Raw genomic sequence first — 14,643 nt, 5'->3', positions numbered from 1 at the left:
CACCGACCCGCGCCCATGCTGTGATCATGGCGCGCGATTTCGATGACCTGGTGGCCGAGGCCGACGCGGTGTCCGTCGACGGCTGGGACTTCTCCTGGCTCGACGGGCGGGCCGTCGAGCAGCGGCCGTCGTGGGGCTATCAGCGGGCGATGGGGGAGCGGCTGGCCGGCGCCGCGGCAGCGCTGGACATCCAGACCGGCGGCGGCGAGGTGCTGGCCGGGGTGCCGCGGCTGCCGCCGCTGATGGCCGCGACCGAGTCCTGGCCGCCGAACGCCGCCAGGGCCACCGCGCTGCTGCACCCGCGCGGAGCCGTGGTGGTCGCCGACGCGGACGAACCGCCGCTGCCCTTCGCCGACGAGGCCTTCGACCTGGTCGTCAGCCGGCACCCCGTCACCGTGTGGTGGGACGAGATCGCCCGGGTGCTGCGGCCGGGCGGTACGTACTTCTCCCAGCAGGTAGGCCCGGCCAGCGGCGTCGAACTGGTCGAGTTCTTCCTCGGGCCGCGGCCCGGTGCCGAGGGCGGTCCGCGCCATCCGGACCGCGCCAGGGAGGGCGTACGGGCGGCCGGTCTTGAGCTGGTCCAGCTGCGTCCCGAGACGCTGCGGATGGAGTTCTACGACATCGGCGCGGTCGTCTACTTCCTGCGCAAGGTGATCTGGATGCTGCCCGGCTTCACCGTCGACCGCTACCGGGACCGGCTGCGCGCCCTGCACGAGCGCATCACGGCCGAGGGGCCGTTCGTCACCCGCTCCACCCGCATGCTGGTCGAGGCCCGCAAACCGGCGGCGTAAAGGACCGGCACGGAACGGACAGCCCTCATCGGCACCGGGGCGTACAGAGAAGCGCGGGCGTACGGAAAGGGGCCGCCGTCCTGTAGCAGGACGACGGCCCCTCGGTTCACCGCATCGGATCAGCCGTCAGACGCACGGCCGGCCGTTACGGGTACGACGTCACCGTCGAGGGCGTCGTGCCGGTGCCGGACGTTCCCGGACCGGTGTTGTTGATGACATGGGCGTATTGGCCCATGCCGCCGAGCGACACCACCAACAGGTCGTGGAACTTGACCCCTGCTGTGGTCGGGGCCTCGAACCCGTGATCCTGGATGATCGTCGGGTCCGCGGTGTAGTTGCAGTAGCTGCCCAGGCCCCAGCCCTCGTGCGTGGTGACGTTGTCGTCCACCTTGTACGCGGCGAAGCCTCTGATACTGCCGTTCTGCACCGCCGCCTGGTTCGGGGCGTCGTACGCCTTCTCGTTCTGGAAGAAGATCGTCCTGCCGTTCTGGCCGTGCCACTCCACGTCGTACTTCTTGAAGTGCTCCACGAACAGACCGGTGGCCAGCACGTTGTTGCCGTTCACCTTCAGGCCGATGTCGGCCGGGTTGACCGTCCAGCCTGTTGGCGCACTGCCGTGGTCGGCCCGCCAGATCCAGGTGTGGTCGATGACCACGTCATTGCTGTTGACCTCGAACGCAGTCTGGGCCTGCGCCGCACGCGCGCCGCCGACCCGGGCGAAGACGTCCTGGATCGTGGTCGGGTTGGACGCGTGGCTCGCGGTGGAGCCCTGCGGACCGACCTGCAGCAGCTGCGCCGAGTTGCCCGCACCCGCGTCGATCAGGAAGCCGGCCAGCTTGACGCCGTCGACGTCCGCGACCTTCACCGCGTCCACCCCGTTGTCCGGGATGATCGTGGCGTAACCGAGCCCGAGCACCACGGTGTTGGCGCGGGTCACGTTGATCGCCTGGTCCACGTGGTAGATACCCGGCGTGAAGACCAGGTTCAGGCCCTGGGCCAGCGCCGCGTTGATGGTCGCAGCGGACACGCCCGGCTTCGCCACGTAGAACTGGCTCAGCGGGATGGACGTACCCGGGGTGTTCGGCCACGACACGCCACTGGCGTTGGTGCGCAGGTTCGGCACGAACACCGCGTAGTTGCCGCTGCCGTCCAGGTACATGTACGGCTTGTCACGCGACTCGGGGGTGGAGCCGAGCGTCGTGTAGACCGGGTTCGGGAAGCCCTGCGCCGGAGCGCCCTGGACACCCGAGAACACCATGTTCCACACGCCGTTGGTCCAGCCGCCGATGGAGCTGTCGCGGGTGTACCACTGCTGCTGCGAGTACGGGCCGACGGTGCCGTCGATCTTGCTGTCGGCGATGTAGCCGCCGGACGCCCAGCCGTAGCCGTTGGGCGCCAGGTTCAGGCCGCCCTGGACGTGGATACGGCGGAAGGGGGCCGCCTGCGCGACCGCCCACCGGTCGTCCCCGCTGACCGGCTTGATGGCCAGGTTCTCCACCGAACGCCAGAAGTTCTGCGTGGCGTTGCCGTTGAACCAGCCCGCGTCCACGGTGATGTCACCGTTGATCTGGACGTCGTCCGGGTTCTTGCCCAGGCCCGAGACCGAGGTGTAGAAGCCGACCTGGTCGTTGAGCCCGTTGTAGGTGCCCGGCTTGAAGAACACCTGGTAGCGGGCGTCGCCGAACTGGTTGCTCTCCTGCTGCTGGAAGATCTGGTCCAGCTGACCCTGGATGTTCGGGGTCGAGGGGTCGAAGACCTTGACGTTGGGGCCGAGGTCGCCGCCGCCCTGGATCGGGCCGCCGGGGTCGGTGGGCGGGGGAGTGGTGGTGCCGCCGCCGCCCGCGGTGCCGAAGACCTGGAACTCCCACAGCGAGTAGCCGTAGCCGGTGGCACGGGTGGTGCCGTAGACCCGGACGTAGCGGCCGGAGCCGGTGACGTTCAGCGTCTGGACGCCGCCGGTGCCCGTGGTGGTGGAGTAGACGTCGGTCCAGTTCGAACCGTCCGCCGAGGTCTGGATCTTGAAGGCCTTGCCGTACGCGGACTCCCAGTTGAGGGTGACCGAGCTGATGGTGGCGGTGGCGCCGAGGTCGACCTGGAGCCACTGCGGGTCGGCCGCCGCGCTGGACCAGCGGGTGCCGGTGTTGCCGTCGACGGCCGCGGACGCCGGGGTGCCGGCGTTCTCGGTCGAGGAAGCGGTGGCGGTCTTGCCCTGCGACAGCAGGGTGCCCGCGGCCGGCGGAGTGCTGCCGCCGCCGGTGGAGCCGTAGACCTGGAACTCCCACAGCGAGTAGCCGTAGCCGGTGGCACGGGCGGTCCCGTACAACCGGACATAGCGCCCGGAACCGTTTACGGCGAGCGTCTGAATGCCGCCGGTGCCCGTGGTGGTGGAGTAGACGTCGGTCCAGTTCGAACCGTCCGCCGAGGTCTGGATCTTGAAGGCCTTGCCGTAAGCCGCCTCCCAGTTGAGGGTGACGGACGAGATGGTGTCCGTGGCGCCGAGGTCGACCTGCAGCCACTGCGGGTCGGAGGCGGCGCTGGACCAGCGGGTGCCGGTGTTGCCGTCCACCGCCGCTGACGCCGGGGTGCCGGCGTTCTCGGTCGACGAGGCGGTGACGGTCTTCCCCTGCGACAGCAGGGTGTCGGCGGCATGCGCGGAGCGCATGGGCACGAAGAGCAGCAGCGAGGCGATCAGCGCTGTGATGACCGCCGCGGCCGTCTTGCGCCGGTTCGACAACACCGAGGTTCTCAGTGCGGTCGTACCGGTGGGGGGAGCGAGCATGGGCAACTCTCCTGGTTCCACAGGTGGGGGAGCAGTGGGGTGCGCGCCCGGCCGTCCCGCGGCCGGGCGATGAAACAGGTGTCGTACACGTCCCGGTGAGCGCTCTCCGGTGGGAAGTCCGGTAGAAATGAGAGCGCTCTCCCGGCACACACGGCGATGTTTCTCCCTGTGTTTCATCCATGTCAAGAGTTGTGCACAAAGCCGAGTCGGCGAAAAGGTGAAGCACCCACAAGTCCGGCATATGGCCCGTAACTTGCGACAGGGTTTGAACTTGACGCGGTGACCAGCGTGTATCGCAGAGGGTGTTCGAAACGACGCCGGGCTGTCACTCTTGTCGCACCTCGGTCGGGCAAGGGGCGCGCGCGGAACAAACCCTGACGTGCCTTCAGTTCGTGAACGCGGAAGCGGTGGGTCCTGTTCTGCCGGACCGGGTCAGGCGACCAGCGGCCCGCGCAGCACCGCGCACCCGGCGTCCCTGTCGCCCTTCCAGGCCAGCCCCTGATGGCCGGCCGGCAGCCGTCCCCACAGCATGAGCAGCAGTTCGCCGGCCGTCCCGGTGACCGCGGCGGCCGGCGCGCCCGGCCCGTACGTCCAGGAACTGCCGGTGTCGGTCGCCTCGACCAGCACCGCCCGCCGCGGCACGGCGGCCCTGCCGACCGCGATCTGCCGGGGCGCGAAGGTGTCGAAGACCTCGGCGATCCCGTCGGCGGCCAGTTCGGGATCGAAGGCGCCGGGGACCCCGCCCAGCGCGTGCTGCGCGTCCCAGCGGTGCACCAGCGTCTCCAGGCAGCGCCGCCGCTGCCAGAAACCCACCGTGTGCGGCGGGTGGAAGGTCCAGGCGGGCGCGGCCGGGTCGGTGTCCAGCGCCTCGAACAGGGCTGCCGCGTGCCGGTCGAACCAGGGCAGCAGCGCGGCCGGTTCACGCGGCGCTGCGGGGAAGCGGTTCCCCGGGTGGCGGGCGGTGACCGCGGTGACGGCCCGCTGGTTGCCGGCGCCCAGGTGTCCGGCCAGGTCGTGCAGTGTCCAACTGCCGCAGTGCGCCACCGGCGCCGTCAGGTCGCCGAGCAGACAGCCGCGGAAGGCGTCGGTCTCGCGGCGCAGCGCGGGGAGATATCCGGCGGTTTCCATGCACAGACCCTAAACCCGGCGTGTCGCACCGCCCGGCTGCGACGCGGCCAGGGCCACCCGGCCGGCACGAAGGCCGCCCCGGGGGTGCCGGGGCGGCCTCGGTGAACCGGCGTCAGGGGGCCGGTCCGACCGCGCGGTGCCGCGCGGCGCTTTGGTGTGTCGTCAGGCCGGGGTGCCGGTCCGGCGACGGTGCCTGCGGGCGTAGGAGAGCGCGCCGCCGCCGGCCAGCAGGGCGCCGGCGGTGATGCCCAGCGGCAGGACCGGCGAGGAGCCGCCGGTCGCCGCCAGGGTCTGGGGGGAGGCGTCGTTGCCCTGGCCGCCGGTCGCGGAGCCGTGGCCGCCGGTGGACCCGCCGTTGCCGCTGCCGCTGCCGCCGGTGCTGCCGTGCTGGCCGCCGTTCCCGCCGCCGGTGGAGCCGCCGTTGCCGCGGGTGTCGATCGGCTCGACCGACTTGACCGAGCCGTCGGCGTTGAGCAGCACCTGCTTGTTGTTCGGGTGCGTGAAGTCGAACGCCCCGTCCAGCGAGTTGGCCCGGGTGTCGAAGGCCGCGTCACCGATACGGCCGGTGTGCCAGTTGTCCTCGATGAACTTGGTGATGGAGGTCTGCTCGGTGCGGGTGTGGTCCACCGAGTTGACCTTGCTGAAGGGCGAGATCACCAGCAGCGGCTGCCGGGTGCCCGGGCCGCAGCGGTCCGCGTAGCCGCCGGCCGACGCCGGACCCGCCTGGCAGGCCGGACTGTCGATCGCCTTGCCGTTGGAGCCGGCCGCGGTGTTCTTCGAGCCGTTCCGCGGCGTGGCGTACGCGTGGTCGTACCAGCCGTCGGAGTCGTCGTAGGCGACGACGACCGCGGTGTCCTTCCACGCGGGCGACTGCTGGAGCTGGTTGATCTCCTTGATCAGGAAGTTCTGCTCGTCGATCGGGTCGGAGTACGCTCCGTGGCCGTCCTGGAACTCCGCCGCCTTGAGGAAGCTGACGGCCGGCAGGTTGCCCGCCTCGACCGCCGAGTCGAAGTCGGTCAGGTCGTAGTTGTGGTTCGCCCGGCCGTCGTGGCCGATCTCGGCGGTGTTCTTCGGGGCGAGGTGGTGCGGGTTCGCCGTGGACTTGTAGTACTGGAACGGCTCGTGGTGCGCGCTGTAGTCCACCGAGGAGGCGCCGCCCACGTTGGTGTGGGTGCTGCCCTGGCAGTTGGCGTACGTACCCTGCTTGCCGTCCCACGGGGTGGAGGGACGGAAGCCGCCCTGGAACCAGCCCCACGTCACGCCCTGCTTGTTGAGCAGGTCGCCGACGTTCTTGCCCTGCATCACGGCCAGCGCGTTGCTGCTGGTGTGGCTGGCGTCCGAGCAGTCGTCGAAGGCCGGGTCGGGGTCGTTGACGACCGTGCCGACGCCCTTGGCGTCCGGCGACAGGACCGCGTACGGGTCGGGGGACGCGGTCTGCTTGGGCTTCTCGGTGCCCGACGCGGGGTCGACCGAGATCACCCCGTGCGTCTGGCCGGAGATCAGGTTGAGCGCGCCCGGGGTCGAGGGGCCGTAGGTGGTGCTGAACGAATTGTCGCCGAGCGAGTAGTGCTGGGCGTAATTCCACAGGCCCGAGACGGTGTTGCCGTCGTAGTAGTCCATCACCAGGCCGGGCTCGCCGAACAGGCCGCCCGAGCAGGTGCTGGTCTCGGTGTTCTGCACGTACTGGTCGGCCTTGCCGCCGTTGGCGGCGTACTGCTCGGGGCCGTAGTTGTGGTTCTGGTCGCAGGTCACGGCCTGGTCCGGGCCGAGCCGCTTGGGGGCGTACTGGTTGGGGTTCTTCTTGAGCAGGCCCGCGTGGCTGAGGGTGTCGATGTTCTTCGGCGTGTCCTTGGCCGCGGTGAACTTCGTACCGTCGGTGTTGGCCGCGACCGGGTAGCTGCCGAAGTAGTGGTCGAACGAGATGTTCTCGTCGAAGATGACGACCAGGTGCTTGACCGGGGTCGCGGTGCTGCCGCTGCCGCCGTGCCGGCCGTGCGTGTCGGCGTAGGCCGGTGCGGTGCCGCCCAGCAGGACGAGCGCCGCGGCTCCGGCGAACGCCCCCCAGCGCGCCGGGCGCCCGCGCGAGCCCGCCTGCCTTCTCCTGCTGGTACCGCCTGTGGTGCTCATGCTTTCTCAGCCTCCGCTAAGTGGCGCTTCACGCGTGCCGCCGTGTATTCGTGCACGTCGTCGAACGCGATCGTCCGGTCGGTCCGCGACATGACAACGGCCCCTCGATGGCGCCCGGGTGAACAGCGGGTCAGTAAATCCAGGTGAATTCTTGACCCGCCCTTTGCCCACCGCGTGCCGCATTCACGAGAGCAGGGCACGCCCCAGCCAGTCGGAACGGTCGCGCACCCCCGGCAGCGCGAAGAAATAGCCGCCGCCGAAGGGCGAGATGTAGTCCACCAGAGGTTCCCCGGCGAGCCGCCGCTGCACGGCCGCGAACTGCCGCTCCAGGTCCTGCTGATAACAGACGAAGATGAGCCCCATATCGAGGTTCCCGTTGCTGTCCATTCCCCGGTCGTAGTTGTAACCCCGGCGCAGCAGACGGGAGTTGTCGGTCTTCGCGGTACGCGGATTGGCCAGCCTGATATGGCTGTCCAGCGGGATGACGTCACCGGTCGGATCCTGCGAGAACTTCGGCGTGTCGAACTCGTGCGAGCCGTCCAGCGGCGCGCCGGTGTCCCGGTTGCGGCCGAACATCCGTTCCTGCTCGGTGATCGAGACCCGGTCCCAGAACTCCACCAGCATCCGGATCAGCCGGACCACCTGGTACGACCCGCCCGCCGTCCAGGCCGGCTCGGCCCCGGCGCCGACCCACACCAGCTGCTCGGCGACCGCCGGGTCGGCGACGTCCGGGTTGGCCGTGCCGTCCTTGAAGCCCATGTGGTTGCGCGGTGTGCCGCTGGGACGCGGCGGGCTGGTGAAACCGTCCATCCGCCAGCGCACCTGCATCCCGCCCCTGGTGTGCCGGGCGATGTCCCGCAGCGCGTGCAGCACGGTGTCCGCGTGCGGCGCGCTGAGCTGGAGGCTCAGATCGCCGTGGCACCAGGCCTGGTCGAGGTCGTCGTCATCGAACGCGGGCATCTGCGCCAGCCGCAGCGGTCTGCGGCCGGCGAGGCCGAACCGCCCGTCGAAGAGCGACGCGCCCACTCCCGCGGTCACCGTCAGCCTGTCGCCCGGCACGCGCGGGCCCAGCGTGCCGCTGTCCGACGGCGAGTCGGTGATGCCGAGCGCGGCGGGCGTGCCGCCCGACGTGAGGAAGCGCGCGCGGTCGGTCACCGTGTGCAGCAGCTCGGTCAGCTCCCGCCGGTCGGCGGCGGTGACGTCGAAGGACAGGAAGGCGGTGGACAGCTGGACGTCCTCGGTGATGCCCGCCTGGTGCACCCCGTGGAAGCCGGCCCCGCGCGGGGCCGGAGCGGCGGACGGGGCCGCCGCCGACGCGGCCGAGCCGGTCAGGGCGGTGGCGCCGCCGGCCGCCGCGCCGACCGCCCCCACGCCCAGGGCCGCGCCGCGCAGGAAGCCGCGCCTGCGCAGGTCGCCGCCGTGCCGGGTGTCGGTCATGCCGTCCTCCGTACTTCGAAGATCGCCGCCACCGGAGCGAGTTGTTCGAGCAGATCGCCGAAGTCGGCGTTGATCCGCTGGCGCTGTGCGTGCGGGAGCCGGGCCACCGGAGTCCAGGCGCCGCCGTGCTGCTGGGCGTCGAGCGCGGCCTGCGCGCGGTCCAGCGCGGCGTCGAGCCGCGCGAGCCCGGCGTCCCGGGGCGCCAGCAGGCCGCGCAGCTGGTCGAGGATCGCCCGGGTGCCGTCGAGGTTGGCGCGGGCGGCGGCCAGGTTCGTGCCGCTGCCGTAGTCGGTACGGGCGGTCAGCTCGAACTGCTCGGCGTTCTCGACGATCTCGTGAGCGCGCAGGCCCATCGCCGCCGGGTCCATCCGCTGCTCCGGCCAGCCGTCCCGCAGGGTGCGCACCGCGCTGTCCAGCGCGGCGGCCGGGGTACGCAGCGAGGCCGCCGCCTCGCCGTGCCACAGCCCGTACTCGATCCGGTGGAATCCCGCGAAGCCGGGATCCCCGACCGCGCCGGGGGTACGGGCCGCGGTGCCGTTGATCGTGGCGTCCGCGTCGCCGAAGGTGTCGTAAGCCGCGCCCATCCGCTCGTAGACCAGATGCGCGGTCAGCCAGTCGCGGCGGGCCGCGGCCAGGTCGCCGCGGTCGATGTCCGCCTCCAGCGTCCCCGTCCCGGCCGCCAGTTCGCCGATCCGCTGCCCCACCCACTTCTGGTACGCCAGCGTCGGCGGGATCAGGTCGTGCTGGTTGACCGGCGCGGCGGCGGGACCCTGCGGCCGCGTGCCGGCCACCACGACGGTCGGTCCCGTCACCGCGTCGGCGTCGTCCTGAAGGCACTTGAAGGCGTAGCTGCCACTGCCGAGGTCGACGGTCATCGGCCGGGTGGTGCCCGGCGCCAGTCCCTCCACCTCGCCGTAGATCCTGCCGGTGCGCGGGTCGGTGAGGTCCACTTCCGAGGCCGTGCTCGACGCGTTGTGCAGGTCGAAGACCTGCGTGCCGGCCTGCGGCCGGCTCCAGCCCCGGCCGCAGGTGCCGGTCGAGACCTCGACCGCGGTGTGGCGCAGCCCGTCGGCCGCGCCGTTTGCGTCCTTGGCGTCGTCGGCGCCGGCCAGGGAGGAGCCGCTCCCTGATCCTGCGACGATCACGGTGGCCGTGACCGCGGTTGCGACGGTGAGCACCGCTGCCGCGGCCAGCACCCTGCGGGTGCGGCGGATCCGGCGGGGCGAGGGCGGGTGTGGCGGGTTCATGCCGTCAGGTTCGGCGGACACACCGGGCCTCCAGTGTCGGTGCAGTGGATCGGAATGCGGCTCATGCTAAGCACTGCGTGGCTGGGCCATGGGGTTCGGTGGCGCGGGGAATCCACAATTCCTGCGCAGTTCACCCGTCAGCCACCTGCGGTCACCCCCAACCGGGGTTTCCCCGGCCCCGCGCTGTCCCCCGCGCCCTGAGGAGTTGCCGCGTCCGGTGGCGGTTCGCCTATCCGCGCGACGGTGGCTTGTCGCGCAGTTTCCCGCACCCCTGGAGGGTGCCGCGTCCTTTTGCGTTCACAGTGCCGCCGCATTGCGAATGGCCGCGCAGTTCCCCGCGCCTCTGGGTGATTGCCACGTGGCGTGGCGGTGCGCCTGATCCGCCGTTTCGGCCTGGCGCGCAGTTGCCCGCGCCCCTGAATGGCTTGCCCTCTTCCGCGGAGGGTGCGCGTTTTTCGGGGGCGTGGGGGACTGCGCGGGCAACCGCGGCCGGGGGGAGGAAGCGGCGGCACCGCGACTGGCACCCGCCCGGGGGCGTGCGGCACCGCAAGACGCGGGGAGGGTCAGCGGGGGGTCAAGGCCAGGGCCAGGCGGCGCCACGCGTCCCGCGCCGCGCCCGAGCGGTACGTGTCACGCCCGTCCGCGAGGAACCCGTGCGGGGTGCCGGGGTAGACCACGACCTCGTGCGGCACCCCCGCGGCGGTGAGCCGCTGCGCGGTCAGCCGGGTCTGGTCCGCCGTGACCACATGATCGTCCGCGCCGACCAGATACAGCACCCGGCACCCCTGCTCGGCGATCCCCTGCGCGAGGTCGAGCAGCGGATCCGGCGTGCTCAGCGCGGTGCCGGCGACGTCCAGCCAGCCCGGGTAGACCACCGCGGCAACGGACAGCGGCACCTGGCTCGCCGCGTAGAAAGCCAGGTGGCCGCCGAGGCTGAACCCGACCATGCCGGGCCGCCCCGACGTGTCCTCGCGCTGTTCCAGATGGGCGAGCGTGGCCAGCAGATCGGCCCTGACCTCCTCCCGGGTGAGCCGGTTGAGCAGGGCGTAACCCCGCGCGCGGCCCTGCTCGTCGGCGGTGCCGGAGAAGCCCGGCGCCGTCCGGTGGTAGAAGTCCGGTACGACCGCGAGCAGCCCGAGCCCCGCCAGCCGCTCGGCGGTCCCGCGGATGTACGGGGTCAGGCCGAACATCTCGAAGCCGACGATCACCGCGGGCCACGGCCCGCCGCCCGCCGGCCGGCTGACGTACCCGGCCATCGCCCCGGCCGCCCCGGCCACCGGGATGCCGACCGTCCCGCTGACGACGGGACGGGCAGGACGGGACTGTGCTTCCATGACGCTCCTCGTGCAGACCGCTGCTGGTGATGCAGCCGAGTCTGCGGTCGTCCCGGCCGCCCGGTCCAAGACCTGTTCCGACCGCGGCGATACCTTCGGCGCATGGCCGCGGCCGGCGCCGCGGCGGGTACGGGAGTCGATACTGGTGGGGACGCGTCATCAACTGTCGCGAATGCCGTGCTCCGGTGGAGTGATTCGTGACTCCCGGTCGTTGTGTGAGTGCGTGAGCGGCAGCGGCTGTAGGCGTCCCTCGCGGTGGCGCGACCGGATGCGTACAGCAGCTTGACCTCATGTCGGGTTGAGGTTCTCCGTACATTCTCACCAGTCAGGATCCCCGGACGGCAAGGGCGGAACGATGGAGTACTCGCACAACGACAACGAACTGGTCAAGCAGCCGATCGGGTACTGGAGCTGGGCCGCTCACCAGGCAGTCGTCACGAACATCCGTGCCGGGCTGGCACAGTTCGATGTCACCCAACCCCAGTGGTGGGTTCTGAACCAGGTGGCCGCCGGCGAGAACGGCCGGACCCGCGAGGAAGTGACGGCAGTCCTGCAGGGCTACTTGGACGTGGGAGCCGCGCTTGCGGGGGAGATCGACGCACTCCTCGACCGGGACGTGCTCACGCTCGACAATGAGGACCGCCTTCGGCTGACCTCCGGGGGAGACGCGGTCTATCGCCGGTGCGCTGAGCGCCAGCAGGCCATGCGAGAGCAAGCCCACGACGGCATCACCGATGAGGAGTACCTGATGACCCTCAAGGTACTACAGCGGATGATCCGCAACGTCGGAGGCGAGGCATGGCACCACTAGCGTCGGTTGTGGGCGGGCGCCGCGGCACGGGCGGACCCCGCCCCGGGTAGCGGCGGCTGCCCGCCCGGCGGCCGGGAAAGAGCCGGCGGGACCGCGGGGTCGGCGGACTCCCAGCCGTGGCGGACTGCCGGTGGTGCCGGTGCTCTCGCGCCGGGCGGTCAGGACGGCTGGACCTGGTCGAACAGGGCGAGGGCTTGGGCGGGGTCCGGGCTCACAAGGCGTTCCAGACCGGCCGTCGTCATCTCGGCCCACCTGCCGGCCCGTGCCCACATCTGTTCCTCGAAAGCGCGGACGGCCTCGTCCAGGTCCGCGGGGCCGGTGGCGATGGACTCGGCGAGTTCGGCGCCCTCCAGCATCGCGAGGTTCGCGCCGGCCCCCAACGGAGGCATCAGATGGGCGGCGTCGCCCAGGAGCGTCACCCCGGGGACGTGGGTCCAGGTGTGGGACACGGGCAGGACATGGAGGGGGCGGTGGACGAAAGCGGTGCCGCGGCGGAGGAGGTCGAGGGCGGGAGCGGTCCAGCCGTCGAACAGAGCCAGCAGGCGCGATCGCACGGCCTCGACGTCGGCCAGGTCCAGGTTCGTGTGCCAGTCCAGCGGCGCGCGGAACTGGGCGTACACCTTGACGTGGCCGCCGCTGTTGCGCTGGGCGACGAGAGCCCGGTTCACGCCGTACACAGCCACGGAACCGTCGCCGATCAAAGCGGCGAGGTCGGGGTGGCGGGTGTCGACGTCGTCGAGGGAGGTCTCGACATAGGTGACGCCGGTGTAGTGCGGCGTCACCGGTGAGACCGCCGCGCGCACCCGGGACCAGGCGCCGTCCGCGCCGACCACGAGGTCGAACGCTTCGTGCCGCCCGTCCGCGAAATGGACCACTACGCCGTCCCGGGTCCCCGGCACCACCCGCGTCACGCCCCGACCCCACTGGACGGCGAGAGGGCCGAGCAGCAGGTCACGGAGTTGGCCGCGGTCGATCTCGGGATTGGCCCGGTCATCCGGACGGGGCCGCCAGTCGCGCAGGACGCTGCCGTCCGTGTCCAGGATGCGCATGGCCTGTCCCTCGGGGCGGGCCAGCGCCGTGAACTCCGCCAGCAGTCCCGCCTTGTCCAGCGCGAGCTGGCCCAGCCCCTCGTGCAGGTCCAGCGTGCCGCCCGGGGGGCGGGCGTCGGGGGCGGGGTCGCGTTCGAGGACGGCGACAGGGCAGCCACGGCGGTGCAGGACGCGGGCGAAGGCAAGGCCGGCAGGGCCGCCTCCGACCACGGCGATACGGTGTCTCATGGCGATACAATGTATTTCCCCATCGCGATGCATCGCAACAGAACGGTGTGACACATGACTGTGTGGGACCGGCCGGAGCCGCCGGCTCGCCCCGTGCCGCTCGATCAGGAGCGGATCGTCGCCGCCGCCATCGCGCTGGCCGACCAGGGCGGCCTGGAGGCGGTGTCGCTGCGCAAGGTCGCCGCCCGGCTGAACGCCGGCCCGATGCGGCTGTACGGATACATCTCCACCAAGCAGGAGCTGTTCGACCTCATGGTGGACGAGGTTCAGGCCGAGATCCTCCCCGAGGAGCGGCCCGGCGACTGGCGGGAGGCGCTGCGCGTCCTCGCCCACCGCACCAGGCAGGCCGCCCTCCGCCACGAATGGCTGGCCGACCTGCTCGGCGGGCGCCCGGCCCTGGGCCCGAACAGCCTCGCCGTGGCCGAGGCCACGCTGGCCGCCCTCGACGGCCTCGCCGACATCGACACCGTCATGCGCGCTGTGGAGACGGTCAGCGCCTACTTCACCGGCGCGATCAGGCGCGAGATCGCGAACGTGCGGGCCGAGCGCGCCACGGGCCTGTCCAAGCACGACTGGCAGCGCGCCTCCGGCCCGCATGTGACGAGAATGCTGGCCACCGGCCGCTTCCCTGCGCTGGCCAAGGCCGTGTACGACGGCACGGACGTGGACGCCGAGGCATCCTTCGCGACCGGCCTGGACTGGGTCCTCGACGCCGTGGCAGCCAAACTCACCCGGCCGCCGGCCTGAGGCTCAGCTCTGCCGAAGGTGAGCGGGGCCGATCGCCCGACGACCACGGCGAATACGCGACTCCTGAACCCGCGAGCCCACCAGTCCCGACCCCCGATACGGTGGCCGCAATGGATCTCGACCTGCGCAAGCTGCGCTACTTCGTCGCCGTCGCGGAACGCCTGCACTTCAGCCGCGCCGCCGAGGACCTGCTCATCGCCCAGCCCGCGCTGAGCCGGCAGATCCGCTCCCTGGAGAAGGAGTTGCGGACCGAGCTGTTCGTCCGCGACAGCCACCGGGTGGAGCTGACGGCCGCGGGCCGCCAGCTGCTGGACGACGCGGGGCCGCTGCTGGCCGCGGCCGACGCCGCCAGGCGCCGGGTCGGGCGGGTGGCCGAGGGGCCGCAGCGGCTGGTGGTCGGCTTCCGCAGCGGCATCCGGATCACCGACGCGGTCCGCGCGTTCGGCGCCGACCACCCCGGGGTGACGGTCGAGGTGCGCCGGGTCGAGTGGGACGACCAGGCCGAGGCCGTACTCGACGGCCGGGTCGACCTGGCGTACGTACGGCTGCCGGTGCTGGAGCCCGGGCTCGTGCTGACCCCGCTGTACGGCGAACCCCGGATGGCCGCGCTGCCGGCCGGGCACCCGCTGGCCGGGCGCGAGCAGCTGACCGCGGCGGAATTCGCCGCGCAGACCGAGATCCTGCACCTGTGCGCCAATACCGAGGCCGCGGACCCCGGGCAGCTCTCCGCGGTCCGCACGGTCGAGGAGAAGCTGGAATACGTGGCGGCCGGCCGCGGGGTGACCTGCCTGCCGCGTTCCGCCGCCCTGCTGTACCGCCGCCCCGACGTCGTCTACCGGCCGGTCACCGACCTGCCGCCGGACCAGGTCGCCCTGGCCCGGCCCGCCGGGCGCCCGTCACCGCTGGCCGCCGACTTCGCCGCGGCGGCGCTCCGTTCGGCGCCGCCCGCCGCGCACTGAGCCCGG

Annotated in this window: 11 protein-coding genes; 4 read left to right on the top strand and 7 right to left on the bottom strand. The window is 71.8% G+C overall.

Translation table 11 applies throughout. From position 1 onward, the window contains the following. The first annotated feature begins 26 nt into the window (after window positions 1-26). Entirely contained in the window at window positions 27-791 is a 765-nt protein-coding gene (locus tag OHA86_RS02115) for a class I SAM-dependent methyltransferase (protein ID WP_329171917.1), read from the top strand. 145 nt (window positions 792-936) lie between these two features. Here the strand turns inward: OHA86_RS02115 and OHA86_RS02110 are convergent, their stop codons facing one another. The 6 genes from OHA86_RS02110 to OHA86_RS02085 form a co-directional block, all read right to left on the bottom strand. Beyond that, complete coding sequence (locus OHA86_RS02110) at window positions 937-3,570, bottom strand: discoidin domain-containing protein (RefSeq protein WP_443071613.1); 2,634 nt, start codon at window positions 3,568-3,570, stop codon at window positions 937-939. Between the two features lie 432 nt (window positions 3,571-4,002). Next, complete coding sequence (locus OHA86_RS02105) at window positions 4,003-4,698, bottom strand: maleylpyruvate isomerase family mycothiol-dependent enzyme (RefSeq protein ID WP_329171915.1); 696 nt, start codon at window positions 4,696-4,698, stop codon at window positions 4,003-4,005. Window positions 4,699-4,860: 162 nt separating this feature from the next. Continuing rightward, complete coding sequence (locus tag OHA86_RS02100; RefSeq protein ID WP_329171913.1) at window positions 4,861-6,825, bottom strand: phospholipase C; 1,965 nt, start codon at window positions 6,823-6,825, stop codon at window positions 4,861-4,863. 183 nt (window positions 6,826-7,008) lie between these two features. Further along, window positions 7,009-8,262, bottom strand: coding sequence for an iron uptake transporter deferrochelatase/peroxidase subunit (gene efeB / locus OHA86_RS02095; protein WP_329171911.1), 1,254 nt, complete (start codon window positions 8,260-8,262; stop codon window positions 7,009-7,011). Next, on the bottom strand, window positions 8,259-9,509 hold the full coding sequence (locus OHA86_RS02090; protein ID WP_329171909.1) for an EfeM/EfeO family lipoprotein: 1,251 nt from the start codon (window positions 9,507-9,509) through the stop codon (window positions 8,259-8,261). Before OHA86_RS02090 ends, efeB begins: the two co-directional genes overlap by 4 nt. Window positions 9,510-10,072: 563 nt before the next feature. Then, complete coding sequence (locus OHA86_RS02085; RefSeq protein ID WP_329171907.1) at window positions 10,073-10,843, bottom strand: dienelactone hydrolase family protein; 771 nt, start codon at window positions 10,841-10,843, stop codon at window positions 10,073-10,075. 355 nt (window positions 10,844-11,198) lie between these two features. Here OHA86_RS02085 and OHA86_RS02080 point away from each other — a divergent pair, with 355 nt between their 5' ends. Beyond that, window positions 11,199-11,654 (top strand): MarR family winged helix-turn-helix transcriptional regulator, encoded by a 456-nt coding sequence (locus tag OHA86_RS02080; protein WP_329171905.1) that lies wholly within the window; start codon window positions 11,199-11,201, stop codon window positions 11,652-11,654. 158 nt (window positions 11,655-11,812) lie between these two features. On the opposite strand, the gene OHA86_RS02075 is transcribed toward OHA86_RS02080, so the two are convergent. Beyond that, window positions 11,813-12,931, bottom strand: a complete 1,119-nt coding sequence (locus OHA86_RS02075; protein ID WP_329171904.1) for an FAD-dependent oxidoreductase — start codon at window positions 12,929-12,931, stop codon at window positions 11,813-11,815. Window positions 12,932-12,985: 54 nt separating this feature from the next. Here OHA86_RS02075 and OHA86_RS02070 point away from each other — a divergent pair, with 54 nt between their 5' ends. Beyond that, the gene (locus OHA86_RS02070; protein ID WP_329171902.1) at window positions 12,986-13,678 is read left to right on the top strand and encodes a TetR/AcrR family transcriptional regulator; all 693 of its coding nucleotides are present in this window, start codon (window positions 12,986-12,988) and stop codon (window positions 13,676-13,678) included. Between the two features lie 110 nt (window positions 13,679-13,788). Continuing rightward, window positions 13,789-14,637: a LysR family transcriptional regulator gene (locus OHA86_RS02065; RefSeq protein WP_329171900.1), complete on the top strand. Its 849-nt coding sequence runs from the start codon at window positions 13,789-13,791 to the stop codon at window positions 14,635-14,637. Window positions 14,638-14,643 lie beyond the last annotated feature (6 nt).

This window comes from Streptomyces sp. NBC_01477 (genome assembly GCF_036227245.1).
In the GTDB taxonomy this organism is placed as follows: domain Bacteria; phylum Actinomycetota; class Actinomycetes; order Streptomycetales; family Streptomycetaceae; genus Actinacidiphila.
This window is presented reverse-complemented; position numbering and strand designations above follow the sequence as displayed.

Bases quoted from the DNA above. Each gene is read 5' to 3' on its own strand.
- OHA86_RS02115 (WP_329171917.1), top strand. From the start codon at position 27: ATGGCGCGCGATTTCGATGACCTGGTGGCCGAGGCCGACGCGGTGTCC.
- OHA86_RS02110 (WP_443071613.1), bottom strand. From the start codon at position 3,570: ATGCTCGCTCCCCCCACCGGTACGACCGCACTGAGAACCTCGGTGTTG.
- OHA86_RS02105 (WP_329171915.1), bottom strand. From the start codon at position 4,698: ATGGAAACCGCCGGATATCTCCCCGCGCTGCGCCGCGAGACCGACGCC.
- OHA86_RS02100 (WP_329171913.1), bottom strand. From the start codon at position 6,825: ATGAGCACCACAGGCGGTACCAGCAGGAGAAGGCAGGCGGGCTCGCGC.
- efeB (WP_329171911.1), bottom strand. From the start codon at position 8,262: ATGACCGACACCCGGCACGGCGGCGACCTGCGCAGGCGCGGCTTCCTG.
- OHA86_RS02090 (WP_329171909.1), bottom strand. From the start codon at position 9,509: ATGAACCCGCCACACCCGCCCTCGCCCCGCCGGATCCGCCGCACCCGC.
- OHA86_RS02085 (WP_329171907.1), bottom strand. From the start codon at position 10,843: ATGGAAGCACAGTCCCGTCCTGCCCGTCCCGTCGTCAGCGGGACGGTC.
- OHA86_RS02080 (WP_329171905.1), top strand. From the start codon at position 11,199: ATGGAGTACTCGCACAACGACAACGAACTGGTCAAGCAGCCGATCGGG.
- OHA86_RS02075 (WP_329171904.1), bottom strand. From the start codon at position 12,931: ATGAGACACCGTATCGCCGTGGTCGGAGGCGGCCCTGCCGGCCTTGCC.
- OHA86_RS02070 (WP_329171902.1), top strand. From the start codon at position 12,986: ATGACTGTGTGGGACCGGCCGGAGCCGCCGGCTCGCCCCGTGCCGCTC.
- OHA86_RS02065 (WP_329171900.1), top strand. From the start codon at position 13,789: ATGGATCTCGACCTGCGCAAGCTGCGCTACTTCGTCGCCGTCGCGGAA.